The sequence below is a fragment of the Burkholderia arboris genome, from assembly GCF_038723655.1.
Classification (GTDB): Bacteria; Pseudomonadota; Gammaproteobacteria; order Burkholderiales; family Burkholderiaceae; genus Burkholderia; species Burkholderia arboris.
Map to the genome: position 1 here is coordinate 2,145,828 of NZ_CP109822.1, position 15,106 is coordinate 2,160,933.

14 protein-coding genes are annotated in these 15,106 nt (G+C 67.4%); 9 read left to right on the forward strand and 5 right to left on the reverse strand.

Features of this window, described 5'->3' with window-relative positions; translation table 11 throughout:
• Window positions 1–87 precede the first annotated feature (87 nt).
• Complete coding sequence (locus tag OHZ10_RS26910) at window positions 88–564, reverse strand: GNAT family N-acetyltransferase (RefSeq protein WP_174992136.1); 477 nt, start codon at window positions 562–564, stop codon at window positions 88–90.
• 258 nt (window positions 565–822) lie between these two features.
• Entirely contained in the window at window positions 823–1,890 is a 1,068-nt protein-coding gene (locus OHZ10_RS26915) for a hypothetical protein (RefSeq protein WP_425394797.1), read from the reverse strand.
• A gap of 436 nt (window positions 1,891–2,326) precedes the next feature.
• On the opposite strand from OHZ10_RS26915, the gene OHZ10_RS26920 reads away from it, so the two are divergent.
• The 7 genes from OHZ10_RS26920 to OHZ10_RS26950 all read left to right on the forward strand — a co-directional run bounded on the left by OHZ10_RS26920 (window position 2,327) and on the right by OHZ10_RS26950 (window position 10,608).
• A complete protein-coding gene (locus OHZ10_RS26920; RefSeq protein WP_059240511.1) occupies window positions 2,327–3,250 on the forward strand; it encodes a recombination-associated protein RdgC in 924 nt (307 codons plus the stop codon).
• 492 nt (window positions 3,251–3,742) lie between these two features.
• A complete protein-coding gene (locus OHZ10_RS26925) occupies window positions 3,743–4,303 on the forward strand; it encodes a GNAT family N-acetyltransferase (RefSeq protein ID WP_256086354.1) in 561 nt (186 codons plus the stop codon).
• A gap of 58 nt (window positions 4,304–4,361) precedes the next feature.
• Window positions 4,362–5,315, forward strand: a complete 954-nt coding sequence (locus OHZ10_RS26930; protein WP_342704891.1) for an ABC transporter substrate-binding protein — start codon at window positions 4,362–4,364, stop codon at window positions 5,313–5,315.
• A 52-nt stretch (window positions 5,316–5,367) separates the two neighbouring features.
• The gene (locus OHZ10_RS26935; RefSeq protein WP_342704893.1) at window positions 5,368–6,417 is read left to right on the forward strand and encodes an LLM class flavin-dependent oxidoreductase; all 1,050 of its coding nucleotides are present in this window, start codon (window positions 5,368–5,370) and stop codon (window positions 6,415–6,417) included.
• A 7-nt stretch (window positions 6,418–6,424) separates the two neighbouring features.
• The gene (locus OHZ10_RS26940; protein ID WP_342704895.1) at window positions 6,425–7,777 is read left to right on the forward strand and encodes an LLM class flavin-dependent oxidoreductase; all 1,353 of its coding nucleotides are present in this window, start codon (window positions 6,425–6,427) and stop codon (window positions 7,775–7,777) included.
• A 61-nt stretch (window positions 7,778–7,838) separates the two neighbouring features.
• Window positions 7,839–9,641 carry an amino acid ABC transporter permease/ATP-binding protein gene (locus tag OHZ10_RS26945; protein WP_342704897.1) on the forward strand — a complete coding sequence of 601 codons (1,803 nt, stop codon included), beginning with the start codon at window positions 7,839–7,841 and terminating at the stop codon, window positions 9,639–9,641.
• 34 nt (window positions 9,642–9,675) lie between these two features.
• On the forward strand, window positions 9,676–10,608 hold the full coding sequence (locus OHZ10_RS26950; RefSeq protein ID WP_059240506.1) for an ABC transporter substrate-binding protein: 933 nt from the start codon (window positions 9,676–9,678) through the stop codon (window positions 10,606–10,608).
• 70 nt (window positions 10,609–10,678) lie between these two features.
• On the opposite strand, the gene OHZ10_RS26955 is transcribed toward OHZ10_RS26950, so the two are convergent.
• Both OHZ10_RS26955 and OHZ10_RS26960 read right to left on the reverse strand, forming a co-directional pair.
• Entirely contained in the window at window positions 10,679–11,773 is a 1,095-nt protein-coding gene (locus OHZ10_RS26955) for an LLM class flavin-dependent oxidoreductase (RefSeq protein ID WP_059240505.1), read from the reverse strand.
• 52 nt (window positions 11,774–11,825) lie between these two features.
• Window positions 11,826–12,791, reverse strand: a complete 966-nt coding sequence (locus OHZ10_RS26960) for an ABC transporter substrate-binding protein (protein WP_256086351.1) — start codon at window positions 12,789–12,791, stop codon at window positions 11,826–11,828.
• Between the two features lie 328 nt (window positions 12,792–13,119).
• Between OHZ10_RS26960 and OHZ10_RS26965 the strand changes: the two genes are divergently transcribed.
• A complete protein-coding gene (locus tag OHZ10_RS26965; protein WP_174992129.1) occupies window positions 13,120–14,037 on the forward strand; it encodes an alpha/beta hydrolase family protein in 918 nt (305 codons plus the stop codon).
• Window positions 14,034–14,465, forward strand: coding sequence for a MarR family winged helix-turn-helix transcriptional regulator (locus tag OHZ10_RS26970; protein ID WP_059240503.1), 432 nt, complete (start codon window positions 14,034–14,036; stop codon window positions 14,463–14,465). The genes OHZ10_RS26965 and OHZ10_RS26970 overlap by 4 nt, the downstream gene beginning before the upstream one ends.
• A gap of 105 nt (window positions 14,466–14,570) precedes the next feature.
• Here the strand turns inward: OHZ10_RS26970 and OHZ10_RS26975 are convergent, their stop codons facing one another.
• Window positions 14,571–15,077 carry a 6,7-dimethyl-8-ribityllumazine synthase gene (locus OHZ10_RS26975; protein ID WP_174992128.1) on the reverse strand — a complete coding sequence of 169 codons (507 nt, stop codon included), beginning with the start codon at window positions 15,075–15,077 and terminating at the stop codon, window positions 14,571–14,573.
• Window positions 15,078–15,106: the final 29 nt, after the last annotated feature.

A 15,106-nucleotide genomic window follows, 5' to 3' on the forward strand; every position in this document is an offset into this window, starting at 1 on the left:
GGAATCATTTGACCGGGCCTTCCACTTCCCGACCGCTTCGCCATTGAGGAAAAAGGCCGGCTCGGTCCGTCACTGCCCCTTGTCCATCTAGACACGCACCCGAAGGATTGGAAAGCATCTTCCCGGAATGACGGTCGACGCTTTCTCTCCCACTTTTTCCGCACCCAGCGATAAATAGAATGGCACGGCATTCGGATCTGCTTCGATCACGAAGCACCTGATTCCCCTTTCGGCGGCCTCTTTCCTCAGTTCGGACCATAACGCACGGGCGACGCCCTGCCCCATATGGTCAGGATGAACGAATAGCCACCCTGGGGTAGGCTCATCGGAATCCATCAAGGCTCTCATCCAGAACCCGATTATCTGCTCGTCGGTTTCGGCGACGTAGGCCATTGAGCCTTCGATCATCTCGGGCGTAATCGTCAGATCGGCCTGCCACAGATCCAGCCATTCCCTGGGGTAACCCCAGTGCGCCTTCGAAAGAAAGGCGAGCTGCGTCAGTTGGCCTGCATCCGAAGAGCGGCCGGCGCGTATCACAAACCGTCGGTGCGTCGAATCTCCCATGTCGCGCATTCTAGCGGGCAACATCCGGAAGCGCATCGTGGTCGTGCCCGGTGTTTGCGCGACGAGGTTTCAGGAATGGCCCCGCCTCATCGCCTACGGGTCGGCCGCGGCCGCGCGTCATCGCCAACAACGGGCCGAACCCGGTCGGTGCCCGCTGCGGCCATTCGCGGCCGGCACAACCCGCCCCGCGAACGCTATCGACAACGCTTCGCAACCGTCGTGCGCCGGCGCCAGCCCGTATTGCAAACACGCTGACCGTCAGTCGGACGACACGGGCAACTCGTTTCCCTGCGCAGCACCGCATTGATGGCAATGCGGGAAGAAGAAGAAATTCCGGCCACCGCATTCGCATACATTGAAAAGCCTCAATCCGCAATGGACGCAGAACGTGGAGTCGTCGCCGCCGAGATTCCATTGTTTGTCGCATGACGGGCAGCGCTTTTTTTCGAGTGACCGCACGGCTTTTTCGTATCCGATCGTGCGCGCACGCTCTCCCCGATCCTGCTGCAATTCGAGCCGTTTGCGTTCGGCATAGCGCTGAAATGCCTTCATCATGTAAAGGCCGGCGAATACCGTGAGCGCAATGCCGACCAGGACCCGGACATAGCCGCCGAAATTCGGCAGGTACGGGACCAGTTCGATGAAAAACGCGCTCAGTGCAAACAGGCCAAAGCCATGCACGAAAGGCCAGTAGCGCATCTTGCGGTAGCGTATGAACAGCCAGGTCGCAACCAGCAGTATCGGTAACGTCAGCGCAAGCCGCAGTCCGAACACCTGCATCTCGTAATGCCGTGTTGCCGCGTCGAGGCGCCGTTCGGCCGCCGCGTCCGCTTCGGCGATTTGCGTGTCTACTTGAGTCTGCTGCGACGTCAGTGCCCGTTGCTGGTCGCCGATCGCATCGATCTGACGCTGCCAGCTGACCACCACGGCCTGGAGCATATCCAGCTTGTGCGTTCTCGCCAGAATGTCCGGGTCCCGCGCACTGTCTCCCGTCACCGAGCGGGTTGCCAGCCAGTTGCGGAAACTTTCCTTCTCGGCCGCGTACTCCTTCGCGGCGCGGCCGCGCGCGACTTCCATGGTGTCGACCTTCTCGGCAAGCGCGTCGTGCTGCGCCTGCAGTTGGCGCCGCGCCGCGTCCAGCCGCGCTTTTGCCGGCGCATCGGCGAATTGCTCGATGACGGGCGGGCCCCCGCTCGGGGCGAACGCCATGTCGCGGATCACGAGACTGCCGAGCATGTTCAGAAAGACAGCGAAGACGATCGCAATCACCCATGAGGCGAGTCGCAGGAGCCGCGCTGGACTGGTCAGGCCGTCGCCGGAAGTCATCATTGTTTTTTTCCTTGGTTGGAATGGTTTCCATTGCCATCAATCGCGATGCGACCGTCGATTGTCTCTTTCTCGCCGATTACAACCCGACACCGCCCTGATGCCGCATGCCGCCCCGTCGCCGCCGCTTGCATGCGCTGGATCGAGGGCCAGAAACCGGACGTTCGAAAACGCCTGCGGTCAGCCCATCGACTCCGCTCCGGGCGGAGCAAGCTCCGTCGGCACAACATTTCCGGGATGAAAACCGGTTGCGCGTGACAGCGCGATGCGACGCTGAACACGCATCCGTTGCAATTGGGAGCGGATTCGCGCAAGCCGACTCGCGTCTGCCGGGAACTTTACCGCAGACTTGCCGGGCTGCCGCACGAACGCGCGCTTCCGCTGCCGGCCGGGAACGTCAACGTCATATAGAATGGTGCGCTTTGCCTGCCCTCCTATGTGGTTCAAGAATCTTCAGCTTCATCGTCTTCCGGCACCTTGGGCCGTTACCCCCGACCAGATGGAAAAGTGGCTGGCGCCTCACGCGTTCCAGCCCGGCAACAGCGTCGACATGCAGAGCGCCGGATGGGCGTCGCCGCGCGACGACGGCGCGCTCGTGTATTCGATCAACCGGCAGATGCTGCTGGTGTTTCGTGCCGAAAAGAAGCTGCTCCCGGCGTCGGTCGTCAATCAGGTGACCAAAGCACGTGCGGTTGAAATCGAGGAGCAGCAGGGCTTCAAGGTAGGCCGAAAACAGCTGCGCGAACTCAAGGAGCAGGTTGTCGACGAACTGCTGCCGCGCGCGTTCAGCATTCGCCGCGATACCCGCGTGTGGATCGATACGGTGAACGGCTGGCTCGTCATCGATGCGGCGTCACAGGCGCTGGCCGACGACGTTCGCAGCCTGCTCGTCAAATCGATCGATCAGTTGCCGCTCGCCGGCGTTCATGTGGCGCGTTCGCCGGTCGCCGCGATGACGGATTGGCTGCTGTCCGGCGAGGCGCCGGGCGGATTCACCGTGGACCAGGATGCCGAGTTGCGCTCGAGCGGCGAAGGCGGCGCCACGGTGCGATACGTCGGCCACGCGCTGGAAGCGAACGACATGCGCCGGCACATCGAAACCGGCAAACAGTGCATGCGCCTCGCGATGACCTGGGACGACCGAATCTCGTTCGTGCTGACACCGTCGCTGACAATCAAGCGTGTCACGCCGCTCGACGTCATCAAGGAAGCGACGGATCCCACCGCGCAGAATGACGATGAACGCTTCGACTCGGATGTCACGCTGATGACGGGGGAATTGGGGCGGATGCTGACCGATCTTGTCGAGATCCTGGGTGGCGACCGGCACGAATCGGTTCATCAGGCGGCAGCAGCCTGATCGCCGTCGTCGTCGAGGATCATCGCCCCGCGACGGCGGGGCTTCGCGCCGGCGCGACAATTCGATCAGGACCGCCGCCACCGAGGCGGCGGGTCGCGGCCGGGCGCTCGCGCCCCTGAAGAGACAGTCTCGAATCGGCATGGCCGGCGGACCATCGAAACAACAACACCCTGCCGATCCGCGGCGTTCATATGCGTCGCCCGCACGCCGAACGGGCGCTGCTCCCCACCGCCCCGTTCTCCTCGCCCCACCCCGCGCCCCCTGCAAGCCTTCTGACGCTTCCCGCGAAATCCTTATCGAAATTGCTTCGTTCGCCTTTGCCGGCCGCGCCGCTAACGTGTTCAAAACGGCGGCGGCCCGCCAACCGCATCGCAGGATGCACAGCGGCCGCCGCCATCACGACAACAATGTCGCGATAGCGGAACAGACCGGACGGGCCGCGTGCCCGCACCCCGCCAGGAACGTCCGCATCGTGCGCCCTTCGCGATGCCCATGGCCACGAACGACCGCATCATCGATACGACGCCGCTCGACGTCCGCGCGCAGCCGCTGATCGACGCGCTGATCGACGAGTATTCGACCCGTTACGACGCGTACCGCCCCGACAGCCGCGCGTCCGCCCGCGACGAACTCGCGCGCTATCCGGCCGAACTGTTCGCACCGCCCGAAGGCGCGTTCGTGCTGCTGCTGCGCGACGGCGAAACGGTCGGCGGCGGCGCGTTCAAGCGCTACGACGCACAGACCGCCGAGCTCAAGCGCATCTGGACACACGGCGACCTGCGTCGCCAGGGCCTCGCACGGCTCATCGTCGCGGCGCTCGAACTGCGCGCCGCGCAGCAGGGCTACCGCCGCCTCTACCTGACCACCGGCTTTCGCCAGCCCGAAGCGTGGGCGCTCTACGACCGCACCGGCTATACGAGGCTGTTCGATTCGTCGATCGACCCCGAAGCGTATTTCCACCTGCGGTTCGGCAAGGATCTCGTCGATCCGTCACGCACGTCGACGCTCGCCGACCTGTGGGCACCGGTGCCGGAACCGGCGCTGCCGCGCTGACGGCGCAACGCCCCGCATTTCACCTCGCACCCTCCGCTTTCCACGACAGGACGTTTTCATGCAACGAGCCGTATCGCTTTCTTCCCGTGCCGCGCGCACGCTGGCCGCCACGCTGATCGGCCTGACCGCATTCGCCGCCGCAGCCGCGGCCACCGCTGCGACGTTCGACCTGAGCCCCGAACAGCGCGGCCGTCCGCGCGGCACGGCTGACGCAGCGGTCGAACGCGCGGTGCCCGCATCGTTCAAGTTCGCCGAACCCGGCACGCTGACGATCGGCATCGCGCCGAGCCTGCCGCCGATCAGCTCGTATGCGACCGACGCACGCACGGTAATCGGCTTCGACGCCGACATCGGCCAGCTCGTATCCGACAGCCTCGGCCGCAAGCTGAAGATCGTCGCGCTCGCCTGGGCCGACTGGCCGCTCGCGCTCGAATCGGGGAAAGTCGACGCGGTGATCTCGAACGTCACCGTCACCGAGGAACGCAAGCAGAAGCTCGATTTCTCGACCTACCGCAAGGACCAGGTCGGCTTCTACGTGCGCAACGACAGCAAGATCCAGGCGATCCGCGAGCCGAAGGACGTCGCGGGGCTGCGCATCGTGACCGACGCCGGCACCAATCAGGAAAAGATCCTGCTCGCCTGGGACCGCGAGAACGTCGCGCACGGGCTGAAACCCGTGCAGATCCAGTACTACGACGATCAGGCGATGCGCATCGTCGCCGTGCAGTCGGGCCGCGCCGACGCGGTGTTCAGCGTGAACTCGGTGCTCGCGTACCAGAGCGCGCAGCAAGGCAAGACGCGGCTCGTCGGCGCGATCAGCGGCGGCTGGCCGCGCACGGCCGACATCGCGATCGCGACGCGCCGCGGCAGTGGCCTGGCCGATCCGCTGACCGTCGCGCTGAACGGGCTGATCAAGACCGGACGCTACCAGCAGGTGCTCGACCGCTGGAATCTCGCGTCCGAGGCGATCGACCAGTCGCGCACGAATCCGCCGGGGCTGCCGAAGAGCTGAACGCCGCGCCCGCCCACCGTCCATCCACGCTTACGCAGGAACGCCGCCCATCATGTCTTATTCGCTTTCGCTGCTGGACAAGAGTCCGATCGCCGACGGCGCGACCGCCGCCGACGCGCTGCGCTTCACCACGACGCTCGCGCAGCGTGCCGAACAGCTCGGCTACGAACGCTTCTGGGTCGCCGAGCATCACGGCACGCCGGGCTTCGCCAGCTCGGCGCCGGAAGTCGTCGTCGCGCACCTGCTCGCGCATACGTCGCGCATCCGTGTCGGCTCGGGCGGCGTGATGCTGCAGCACTACAGCCCGTTCAAGGTCGCCGAGACGTTCAAGCTGCTGGCCGCGCTCGCGCCGGGCCGGGTCGATCTCGGCATCGGCAAGGCGCCCGGCGGGTTGCCGCTGACCACGCGCGCGCTGCAGTGGTTCCACGACAAGGCGCGCAAGCCCGACTTCGCGGGCCAGCTCGCCGAGCTCGACGCGTTTCTCGGCTGGGGCGTCGCGGAAGATCATCCGCTCGCCGGCGCGGTCGCGATGCCGGTGCCGCCGCAACTGCCCGAACGCATCCTGCTCGGCGGCTCGCCGGACAGCGGTGCGCTCGCCGCACGCAACGGCTGGCGCTTCTGCTACGCGGGGCATTTCAACGGCGACGACGCGAATCTCGAACGCTCGCTCGATGCGTATCGAAGCGCAGGCGGCACGAAACCGCTCGTCGCACTGTACGCGGTCGCCGCGCCGACACGCGACGCTGCCGAACAACTGATCGGGCCGCTGAAGATCTTCAAGCTGCAGTTCGCGGGCGGCCAGAGCTTCAACCTCGCCAGCGCGCAGGCGGCCGCCGAGTTCGCACGGCAAAGCGGCGCGTCCGACTACCGGATCGACGAGTTGCGCCCGACGGTCCTGGCCGATACGCCCGAGCGCATCCACCGCGCGCTCGACACGCTGAGCCGGCGGCTCGACGTCGACGCGTTCGTGATCGATTCCCCGGTGACCGACTACGCGGCGCGGCTGGCATCGGCCGAATGGCTCGGCGGCGCGCTGTCGGCCACGCCATTGCAGGCGGCCCTCGCGGCCGACCGCTCCTTCTCCCCTGACCAGAACGCGTGACGCTCCCATGACGACCCGACGATCGATCCCCTTCGGCCTGATGCTGCAAGGCGCAGGCAGCCACATGAATGCATGGCGGCATCCGAGCAACCCGCCGGACGCGAGCATCAACCTCGATTTCGCGATCGGCGTCGCGCGCAAGGCGGAAGCGGCCGGCATCGCGTTCGCGTTCGTCGCGGACGGCCTCTACATCAACGAGAAGTCGATCCCGCACTTCCTGAACCGCTTCGAGCCGCTGACCGTCCTGTCGGCGCTGGCGGTCGCGACGAAGAAGATCGGGCTTGCGGGCACGATCTCGACGTCGTACAGCGAGCCGTTCACGGTCGCGCGCCAGCTCGCGTCGCTCGACGCGATCAGCGGCGGCCGCGCGGGCTGGAACGTCGTGACGACGCCGCTCGAAGGCACCGCGAAGAATTTCGGCAAGGCGCACCCGGATCACGAACTGCGCTACGAGATCGCCGACGAGTACCTCGACGTCGTGCAGGGCCTGTGGGACAGCTGGGACGACGACGCTTTCGTGCGCGACCGCGCAACCGGCCGCTTCTTCGATCGCGACAAGCTCCACACGCTCGATCACCACGGCCGCTTCTTCCAGGTCGCGGGCCCGCTGAACATCCAGCGCTCGCCGCAGGGGCAGCCGGTGATTTTCCAGGCCGGTTCGTCCGACACCGGGATCGGCCTCGCAGGCAAATACGCGGACGCCGTGTTCACGCATTCGCCGTCGCTCGAGGAAACGGCCGCATTCACGCGGCGCGTGAAGCAGAGTGCGATCGATCACGGCCGCCAGGCCGACGACGTGAAGATCTTCCCCGGTGTCGGGCCGATCGTCGGCCGCACGGCCGCCGAAGCGGAAGACAAGTACCAGGCGATCCGCGACCTGTTGACGATCGACGAGGCGCTCGCGTACCTCGGCCGCTATTTCGACCACCACGACTTCACGCAGTACGCGCTCGACGCGCCGTTCCCGGAACTCGGCGAGCTCGGCCGCAACAGCTTCCGCTCGACCACCGACCGGATCAAGGCCGACGCGAAGCAGAAAGGCCTGTCGCTGCGCGAGACGGCACTCGCGGTCGCCACGCCGCGCCCGAACTTCATCGGCACGGCCGAGCACGTCGCCGACGAACTGATCCGCTGGCACGACGCGGGCGCCGGCGACGGCTTCATCCTCGGCTTTCCGGTGCAGGCGCAAGGCGTCGACGATTTCGTCGAACTCGTGATTCCGGCGCTCGAGGCGCGCGGCCGCTACAGCCGCGACCTGCCCGGCTCGACGCTGCGCGACCACCTCGGCCTGCCGCGCAAGGCGAGCCGCCACGCGACGCCCGGCGCCGCGCACGAAACGGCGGCCGAAGCACACGCGTGACGCCACCGCGCCGCCCCTGCGCGGCGCGCCTGCCCGACAGATTCGAGGAATTCCAGAAACCATGAGCGACACGACCCATCTCGGCGGCGCGCTGCCGCCGCTCTCTTCCCCCGTCGCGCGCGACGCCGGCACGCGTTTCCGGATCGTGCCCGCGCGCCACCGGTCGCGCACGGCCGGCACCGTGCTCGCGCTCGTGCTGATCGCGATCACGCTGCATTCGATCCTCGGCAACCCGCAATGGGGCTGGCCGGTGTTCGCCGAATGGTTCCTGTCGCCGCCGGTGCTGTCGGGGCTCGCGCGCACGCTGGTGCTGACGCTGCTCGGCGCGGTATTCGGCCTCGTGCTCGGCGCGTTCGTCGCGCTGGCCCGGCTGTCGCGTTCGCGGCTGCTGTCCGCAAGCGCATGGACCTTCGTGTGGCTGTTCCGCTCGATACCGCTGATCGTGCTGCTGCTGATCCTGAACAACCTCGGCTACCTGTACGAGCATGTGCGGCTCGGCGTACCGTTCACCGGCATCGTGTGGTTCGAGACGCCGACGACCGACCTGATCAGCCCGTTCCTCGCGGCCGTGCTCGGCCTCACGCTGCACCATGCGGCGTTTTCCGCCGAAGTGATCCGCGGCGGCATTCTCGCGGTCGACCAGGGCCAGCTCGAAGCGGCGGCCGCGCTCGGGCTCCCGCGCGGCCGCCAGACCACGCGAATCGTGCTGCCGCAGGCGATGCGCGCGATCCTGCCAACTGCGTTCAACGACCTGATCATGCTCGCGAAAGGCACGTCGATGGTGTACGTGCTCGCGATGCCGGAGCTGTTCTACACGGTCCAGGTGATCTACCGGCGCAATCTCGAAGTGATTCCGCTGCTGATGGTCGCGACCGTCTGGTACCTGATCATCCTGACCGTGCTGTCGGCGATCCAGGTGCAGGTCGAGCGGCACTATGCGCGCGGTGCGTTGCGCAATCCGCCGCCGTCGGTGCTCACGTTCGCGCTCGCGCGTATCGGCGTGCTGTGGCAGCGTGTCATCCCGCGCCGCGCCGCATCGATCGCACCGGCCGAAAGCGATGATGCGTATGCAGGTGCCGGCGCCGCTACCGCCGCGTCGCGCACCGGCGGCGAAGTGGCCGTGCACGGCGTGTCGAAGCAGTTCGGCATGCAGCGCGTGCTCGACAACGTCTCGTTCGTCGCGCCGCGCGGCAGCGTGACCGTGATCGTCGGGCCGTCGGGCTCCGGCAAGTCGACGCTGCTGCGCACGATCAACCATCTCGAACGCGTCGACGACGGCTTCATCGACATCGACGGCGAACTGCTCGGCTATCGCCGCGACGGCGACGTGCTCTACGAGCTGAAGGAGCGTGACGTGCTGAAGCGGCGCACGGCCGTCGGCATGGTGTTCCAGAACTTCAACCTGTTCCCGCACCTGACGGTGCTCGAAAACCTGATCGAAGCACCGGTCGCCGTCGGCGGCGCGACGCGCGACGCAGCCGAACGCACGGCGCGCACGCTGCTCGCGCGTGTCGGCCTCGCGGATAAAGCCGATGCGTACCCGCGCCAGTTGTCCGGCGGTCAGCAGCAGCGCGTCGCGATCGCGCGGGCGCTCGCGTTGCGTCCGAAGGTGCTGCTGTTCGACGAACCGACTTCCGCGCTCGATCCCGAACTCGTCAACGAAGTGCTCGACGTGATCAAGGAACTCGCGCGCTCGGGCACGACGCTCGTGATCGTCACGCACGAGATCGGCTTCGCCCGCGAAGTCGCGGACACCGTACTGTTCATGGAGCGCGGTCGCATCGTCGAGGCCGGGCCGCCGGCCGTCGTGCTCGACGCGCCGTCGCATCCGCGCACGCGCGCGTTCCTGTCGCGGGTGCTGTGATGCGCATCGCCACCAACCTGCGAGGGCCCGCGCGATGACCGACCGGCGCCAGTTCATCACCGCCGCGCTGGCTGCGGCAGCCGTCCTGCCGTGGCAAGCCGCGCACGCCGCTGCCGCAACGGCCGATCTCGACCCGCGCCAGGCCGGCCGCCTGCGTGCCGGGCGCGACGACGCGGCAATTCATGCGGCAAGCGGCTACCACTGGGTGCGCGACGGCGCGTTCACGGTTGCGATTTCACCGCATGCGCCGCCCGTATCGACCTACGCGACCGACGCGCGTACCGTGGTCGGCGCCGATCCCGACTATGCGCAGCTCGTCGCTGACGCACTCGGACGCACGCTCGTGCTGGTACCGATCGCATGGGCCGACTGGCCGCTGGGGCTGGCGTCCGGCAAGTACGACGCAGTGATCTCGAACGTCGGCGTGACCGAGAAGCGCAAGGAGAAATACGACTTCACGACCTACCGGCTCGGGTTGCACGGCTTCTATGTGCGCACCGGCAGCCCGATCGAGAAGATCGCCGAGCCGAAGGACGTCGCGGGCCTGCGGATCATCACCGGCGCCGGCACGAGCCAGGAGCGCATCCTGCTCGAATGGAGCAAGCGCAACGTCGCGCAGGGGCTGAAGCCGGCCGAACTGCTCTATTTCGACGACGATGCCACGGCACGTGTCGCGCTGCTGTCGGGCCGCGCCGATGCGGAGCTGAACCCGAACGCGTCGCTCGCGTACGAGGCCGCGCGCAGCGGCAAGATCCGCCGCGTCGGCGTCGTCAATGCGGGCTGGCCCGCCAATGCCGACGTCGCGATCGCGACGCGCCGCGGCAGCGGGCTCGCACCGGCGCTGACGCTCGCGACGAATGCGCTGATCGGCAGCGGCCGCTACGGGCAGGCGCTCGCACGCTGGGGCTTGCAGAGCGAGGCCATCGCGCGTGCGGAAACCAATCCGCCGGGGTTGCCGTCGTTCTGAAGCATGAAGGCAATCGCCCCCGCATGCCGCGATGGACATGCCGGGGCGATTCAAGCGACGGCTTGTCGATTTACGCCGGCACCGCCGCCCGATACCGGTCGAGTTCCGCAATCTGCGCGTGTATCGCCGGAATCAGGTCGCGCCCGTAGGCCAGCGCATCGTCGAGCGGATCGAACCCGCGAATCAGGAACGTCGATACGCCGAGCCGGTAGTACGCGCCCAACGCCCGCGCAACCTGTTCCGGCGTGCCGACCAGCGCGGTCGAATTCCAGCGCGCGCCGGTCAGGTTCGCGACGCCCATCCACAACCGCTCGTCGAGCACGTCGCCCTGTGCGGCGGCCGCCATCAACCGCTGCGAACCCGCATTCTGCGGCGCATGGCCTGCGATCGGCAGGCCATGCGCGAGCCGCGCCGCGCGCACGCGCTCGCGGATCGCCTCGGCCTTCTCCCATGCGGCGGCCTCGGTATCGGCAACGATCGGCCGGAACGACACGCTGATGCGTGGCGCACGCCCGAACGGCGCGGCGGCGGCCCGCACGCGCGCGATCTGCTCGCGCACCGCGTCGAGCGGCTCGCCCCACGTCATGTAGACGTCCGCATGCTCACCCGCGACCGTCAGCGCAGCCGGCGACGATCCGCCGAAATAGATCGGCACATGCGGCCGCTGCGCGCCCTTCACGAGCGGCGACGCGCCGCGCAGCCGGTAGAACGCGCCGTCGTGATCGACCGGTGCATCGGCCTGCCAGATCCGCTTCAGCACGTCGAGGTATTCGCCGGTGCGGCGGTAGCGCGCATCGTGCGGCACGAAATCGCCGTCGCGCTGCAGGTCCGTATCGTCGCCGCCCGATACGACGTTCAGCGCGAGCCGGCCGCCGCTGAACACGTCGAGCGTCGCGATCTGCCGCGCGGCGGCCGACGGCACGATCACGCCCGGCCGGTGCGCGAGCAGGATGCGGATACGCTCGGTCGCCGCCGCTGCGAACGACGCGACGATGAAGCCGTCCGCCGCGTTGCTGAAATGGCCGACCAGGATCTGGTCGAAGCCCGCTGCCTCGTGCGCCTGCGCGAAACGGCGCACGTAGTCGGGCTGGACGGCCGCGCCGCCCGGTACGTCGACCTCCGCGCCGGGTGTCGCGGTGATCATGCCGATGATGTCGACTGGCATGTCGGGATGTCCTCTTAGCGTTCGATGGGGAATCGCGGCAATGGCCGCACGCTCATTGCGCGGCGGCCGTCTTCTGCGCAGGCGCCGCGAACGCCCCCGCATACGAGCGGTCGAGCAGCTTCGACGTGTCGTACGCAGCCGGAATCACACCGGCCTTGTGCAGGAAGTCGGCCGTGTTCTGCGCGTCCTTCGCGGCCGTTTCGTCGACCGGGCCCACGCGCTGCTTCGCGTTGTTGAGCCAGCGGTACGCAACGTCGGGTTCAAGCTTCGCGCGCTTCGCCCACAGGTCCGCGTACTCGCGCGGATGGCTGTCGACCCACTGGCGCGCGGCCACCACGCGCCGCAGGAAATCGGTGATCTCGGCGCGCTTGCCCGACGCCGCCTGCTCGTTCGCGGCGACGAAGCTCAGCGCCGGCATCAGCCCCTGCGCGGTCGTCACGGGCCGCGCGCCTTGCCGCAAGGCGAGCGTGCTGACGAACGGCTCCCACAGCGACACGGCGTCGACCGAGCCGTTCGCGAGCGCGTTGGTCGCATCGATCGGCATCAGGTACGCGAACTTCACCGAATCGGCGCGCAGGCCCGCGTGTTCGAGCGCGCGCAGCACGAGCTGCTGGCTCCATGCGCCGCGCCAGACCGCGATGGTCTTGCCCTGCAGATCGGCCACGGTACGCACCGGCGAATGCTTCGGCACGAGGATCGCGACGCCGTCGAGGCTTTGCCGCGATACCGCGACGACCTTGACCGGCGCGCCGCGCGCGGCCAGCGTCAGCAGCGCGGAATCGCCGAGGAAGCCGACGTCGATTGCGTTGCCGTTCAGGCTTTCGGCGACGGGTGCGGCGGCCTGGAAATGCTTCCACTCGATCGTGTACGGCAGGTCCTTCAACACGCCGGACGCCTCCATCGAGGCCTGGATGTTGAAGTAGTTCTGTTCACCGACGCGCAGCGTGACGGTGTCCTTGGCAATGCCCGGCTGCGCGGCAAGCGCCAGCAAGAGCGCCGTGACGATTCGGCTCAACAACGTGATCTCCCGGAAGGTTGGCAGGCTGCCGCGCGATGGCGGCACCCTTTGTCCGCCGTGCGCGATGGCCGGCGAAACCGATGCAACCGATGCAACCGATGCAACCGATGCAACCGATGAAGATACGTCGATCCACTTCATGAGACAAACGCAATATTCTTCTATGGAAAGATGCAAATATTTTATGAAGCAACCGACCACGCCCTCGTGCTCGCCACCGGCCTCCGTCACGTGTCGTTCGAATGATTCCTCGATAGATATTTCGTGCGCGAAATAAATCCCGGACTATATTTCGCATACGAAATAACCACCCGGAACGAGGACGCCCATGACCGCCCAACCCATCGAGTTTTCGGCCGCCGACGGCTACGTGCTGCACGGCACGCTGTGGTCGCCGGACGCCGCGCCGCGCGCGCTGGTGCTGATCCATCCGGCGACGGCCGTGCCCGAGCGGCTGTATGCGGGCTTCGCACGCTTCCTGACCGAACGCGGCTTCGCGGCGCTGACCTACAACTATCGCGGCATCGGCGCATCGCGGCCCGCGCGCCTGGCCGCGCTGCGGTCGCGCATGCGCGACTGGATGGAGCTCGACGTGGGCGCCGCGACCGCATGGGCGCGGCAGGCGTATGAAGGGTTGCCGCTGCTGGCGGTCGGCCATAGCGTCGGCGGGCATGCGATCGGGCTGTCCGCAAGCACGCCGCATCTGCGCGCCGCCGTCCTCGTCGCCGCGCATGCGGGCAGCACGCGGCTGATCGCGCAGGCGGCCGAGCGCCTGAAGGTACGGCTGATCCTGCGTGTGCTCGGACCGCTGATGTCCGCGCTGCTCGGCTACGTGCCCGGCAAACGGCTCGGGCTCGGCGAGGATCTGCCGGCCGGCGTGTTCCGCGAATGGAGCCGCTGGACGACGCTGCCGCACTATTTCTTCGACGATCCGACGCTCGGCGCGGCCGAACGTTTCTCGAAGCAACGGTTGCCCATCCTCGCACTCGGTTTCAACGACGATCCGTGGGCCAACCCGGCCGCGATCGGCCTGCTGGTAAGCTATCTGACCCGCGCGAAGGTCGAACGCCGCCAGATCGATCCGCACGCGGCGGGCAGCGGCCCGGTCGGGCACATGGGCTTCTTTCGCAGCCGGCCCGGCACCGTGCTGTGGCCCGACGTCGCCGACTGGCTCGCGCAGGCGCTCGACACGCCACGCACCGCGGGCCGTCCCTCCCTTTCCATTGCAGCCGGGAACCCAGCTTGAGCGAAGACCGACGACTGTTTTTCATGTTGAACATCGGCCAGCGGCGCGTGCAGCGCTGGATCGACCGCAAGGCCGAAACCGAGACGCGCGCGAGCGCCGCGCAGGCCGGCGCGTTGTTCTGTCTCGCGAAGCAGGATGGTGCGCTGATCGGCGAAGTCGGCGCCGCGCTACAGCTCGCGCCGTCCGCGATGACGGGCCTTGCCGACCGGATGGCGAAGGCCGGCCTCATCACGCGTCATGCCGATTCCGACGACGGCCGCGCAACGCGGCTGTACCTGACCGACGAAGGCCACGCGGCGCTCAAGCGGGCGCGCGTGCTGCTGCGCGAACTGAACGGCAAGCTGTGCGACGGGTTTTCCGACGACGAACTCGATGTCGTCGCGCGCTGGCTGCACGCGTTGCAGGAGCGGTTTCCGGCAGAGCGCTGAGCGAAGGCGGCAACATCGTGTCGTTGCCGCCTTCGCTGACACCCCGCGAAAGCTGACATGCGTGCCGCCGCGCAGGCAACGCGGCGGCACGCACACCGCAACGCGTCAGGCAGCCTGCGGAATTGCAGCGACCACGGGTTCCGCTTTCAGCGCCGCGACCTTGCCGATCGTATCGACGCAGGCATGCGCGAGTTCCGCGCCCTTCACGAGGAAGTGCTCGTGGAAGTAGGCGACATGCTCGGCGCCGTGGAAATGATGCGGCGTCAGCACCGCCGACAGCACCACCACGCCGGTTTCGAGCTGCACCTGCATGAGGCCGGAAATCACCGCTTGCGCGACGAAGTCATGGCGATAGATGCCGCCGTCGACCACCAGGCCGGCGCACGCGATGGCCGCGTACTTGCCGGTTTTCGCGAGCAATTTGGCATGCAGCGGAATTTCGAAAGCGCCTGCCACTTCGAAGAAATCGCAATCCGCCTGGCTCAGGTTCGCGTTGGCGAGCCCGTCGACGAACGCGTTTCGGCACTGGTCGACGATCTCCTTGTGCCAGCACGACTGGACAAAAGCGATACGCGGCGCGGCAGTTTGGGAGGGGGAAGCAAGTTGGGTCATCGATGGGTCCTGTGTGAGTTGAATGGGCG

Bases quoted from the DNA above. Each gene is read 5' to 3' on its own strand.
- OHZ10_RS26935 (WP_342704893.1), top strand. From the start codon at position 5,368: ATGTCTTATTCGCTTTCGCTGCTGGACAAGAGTCCGATCGCCGACGGC.
- OHZ10_RS26945 (WP_342704897.1), top strand. From the start codon at position 7,839: ATGAGCGACACGACCCATCTCGGCGGCGCGCTGCCGCCGCTCTCTTCC.
- OHZ10_RS26920 (WP_059240511.1), top strand. From the start codon at position 2,327: ATGTGGTTCAAGAATCTTCAGCTTCATCGTCTTCCGGCACCTTGGGCC.
- OHZ10_RS26955 (WP_059240505.1), bottom strand. From the start codon at position 11,773: ATGCCAGTCGACATCATCGGCATGATCACCGCGACACCCGGCGCGGAG.
- OHZ10_RS26930 (WP_342704891.1), top strand. From the start codon at position 4,362: ATGCAACGAGCCGTATCGCTTTCTTCCCGTGCCGCGCGCACGCTGGCC.
- OHZ10_RS26915 (WP_425394797.1), bottom strand. From the start codon at position 1,890: ATGACTTCCGGCGACGGCCTGACCAGTCCAGCGCGGCTCCTGCGACTC.
- OHZ10_RS26910 (WP_174992136.1), bottom strand. From the start codon at position 564: ATGGGAGATTCGACGCACCGACGGTTTGTGATACGCGCCGGCCGCTCT.
- OHZ10_RS26940 (WP_342704895.1), top strand. From the start codon at position 6,425: ATGACGACCCGACGATCGATCCCCTTCGGCCTGATGCTGCAAGGCGCA.
- OHZ10_RS26965 (WP_174992129.1), top strand. From the start codon at position 13,120: ATGACCGCCCAACCCATCGAGTTTTCGGCCGCCGACGGCTACGTGCTG.
- OHZ10_RS26925 (WP_256086354.1), top strand. From the start codon at position 3,743: ATGGCCACGAACGACCGCATCATCGATACGACGCCGCTCGACGTCCGC.
- OHZ10_RS26975 (WP_174992128.1), bottom strand. From the start codon at position 15,077: ATGACCCAACTTGCTTCCCCCTCCCAAACTGCCGCGCCGCGTATCGCT.
- OHZ10_RS26950 (WP_059240506.1), top strand. From the start codon at position 9,676: ATGACCGACCGGCGCCAGTTCATCACCGCCGCGCTGGCTGCGGCAGCC.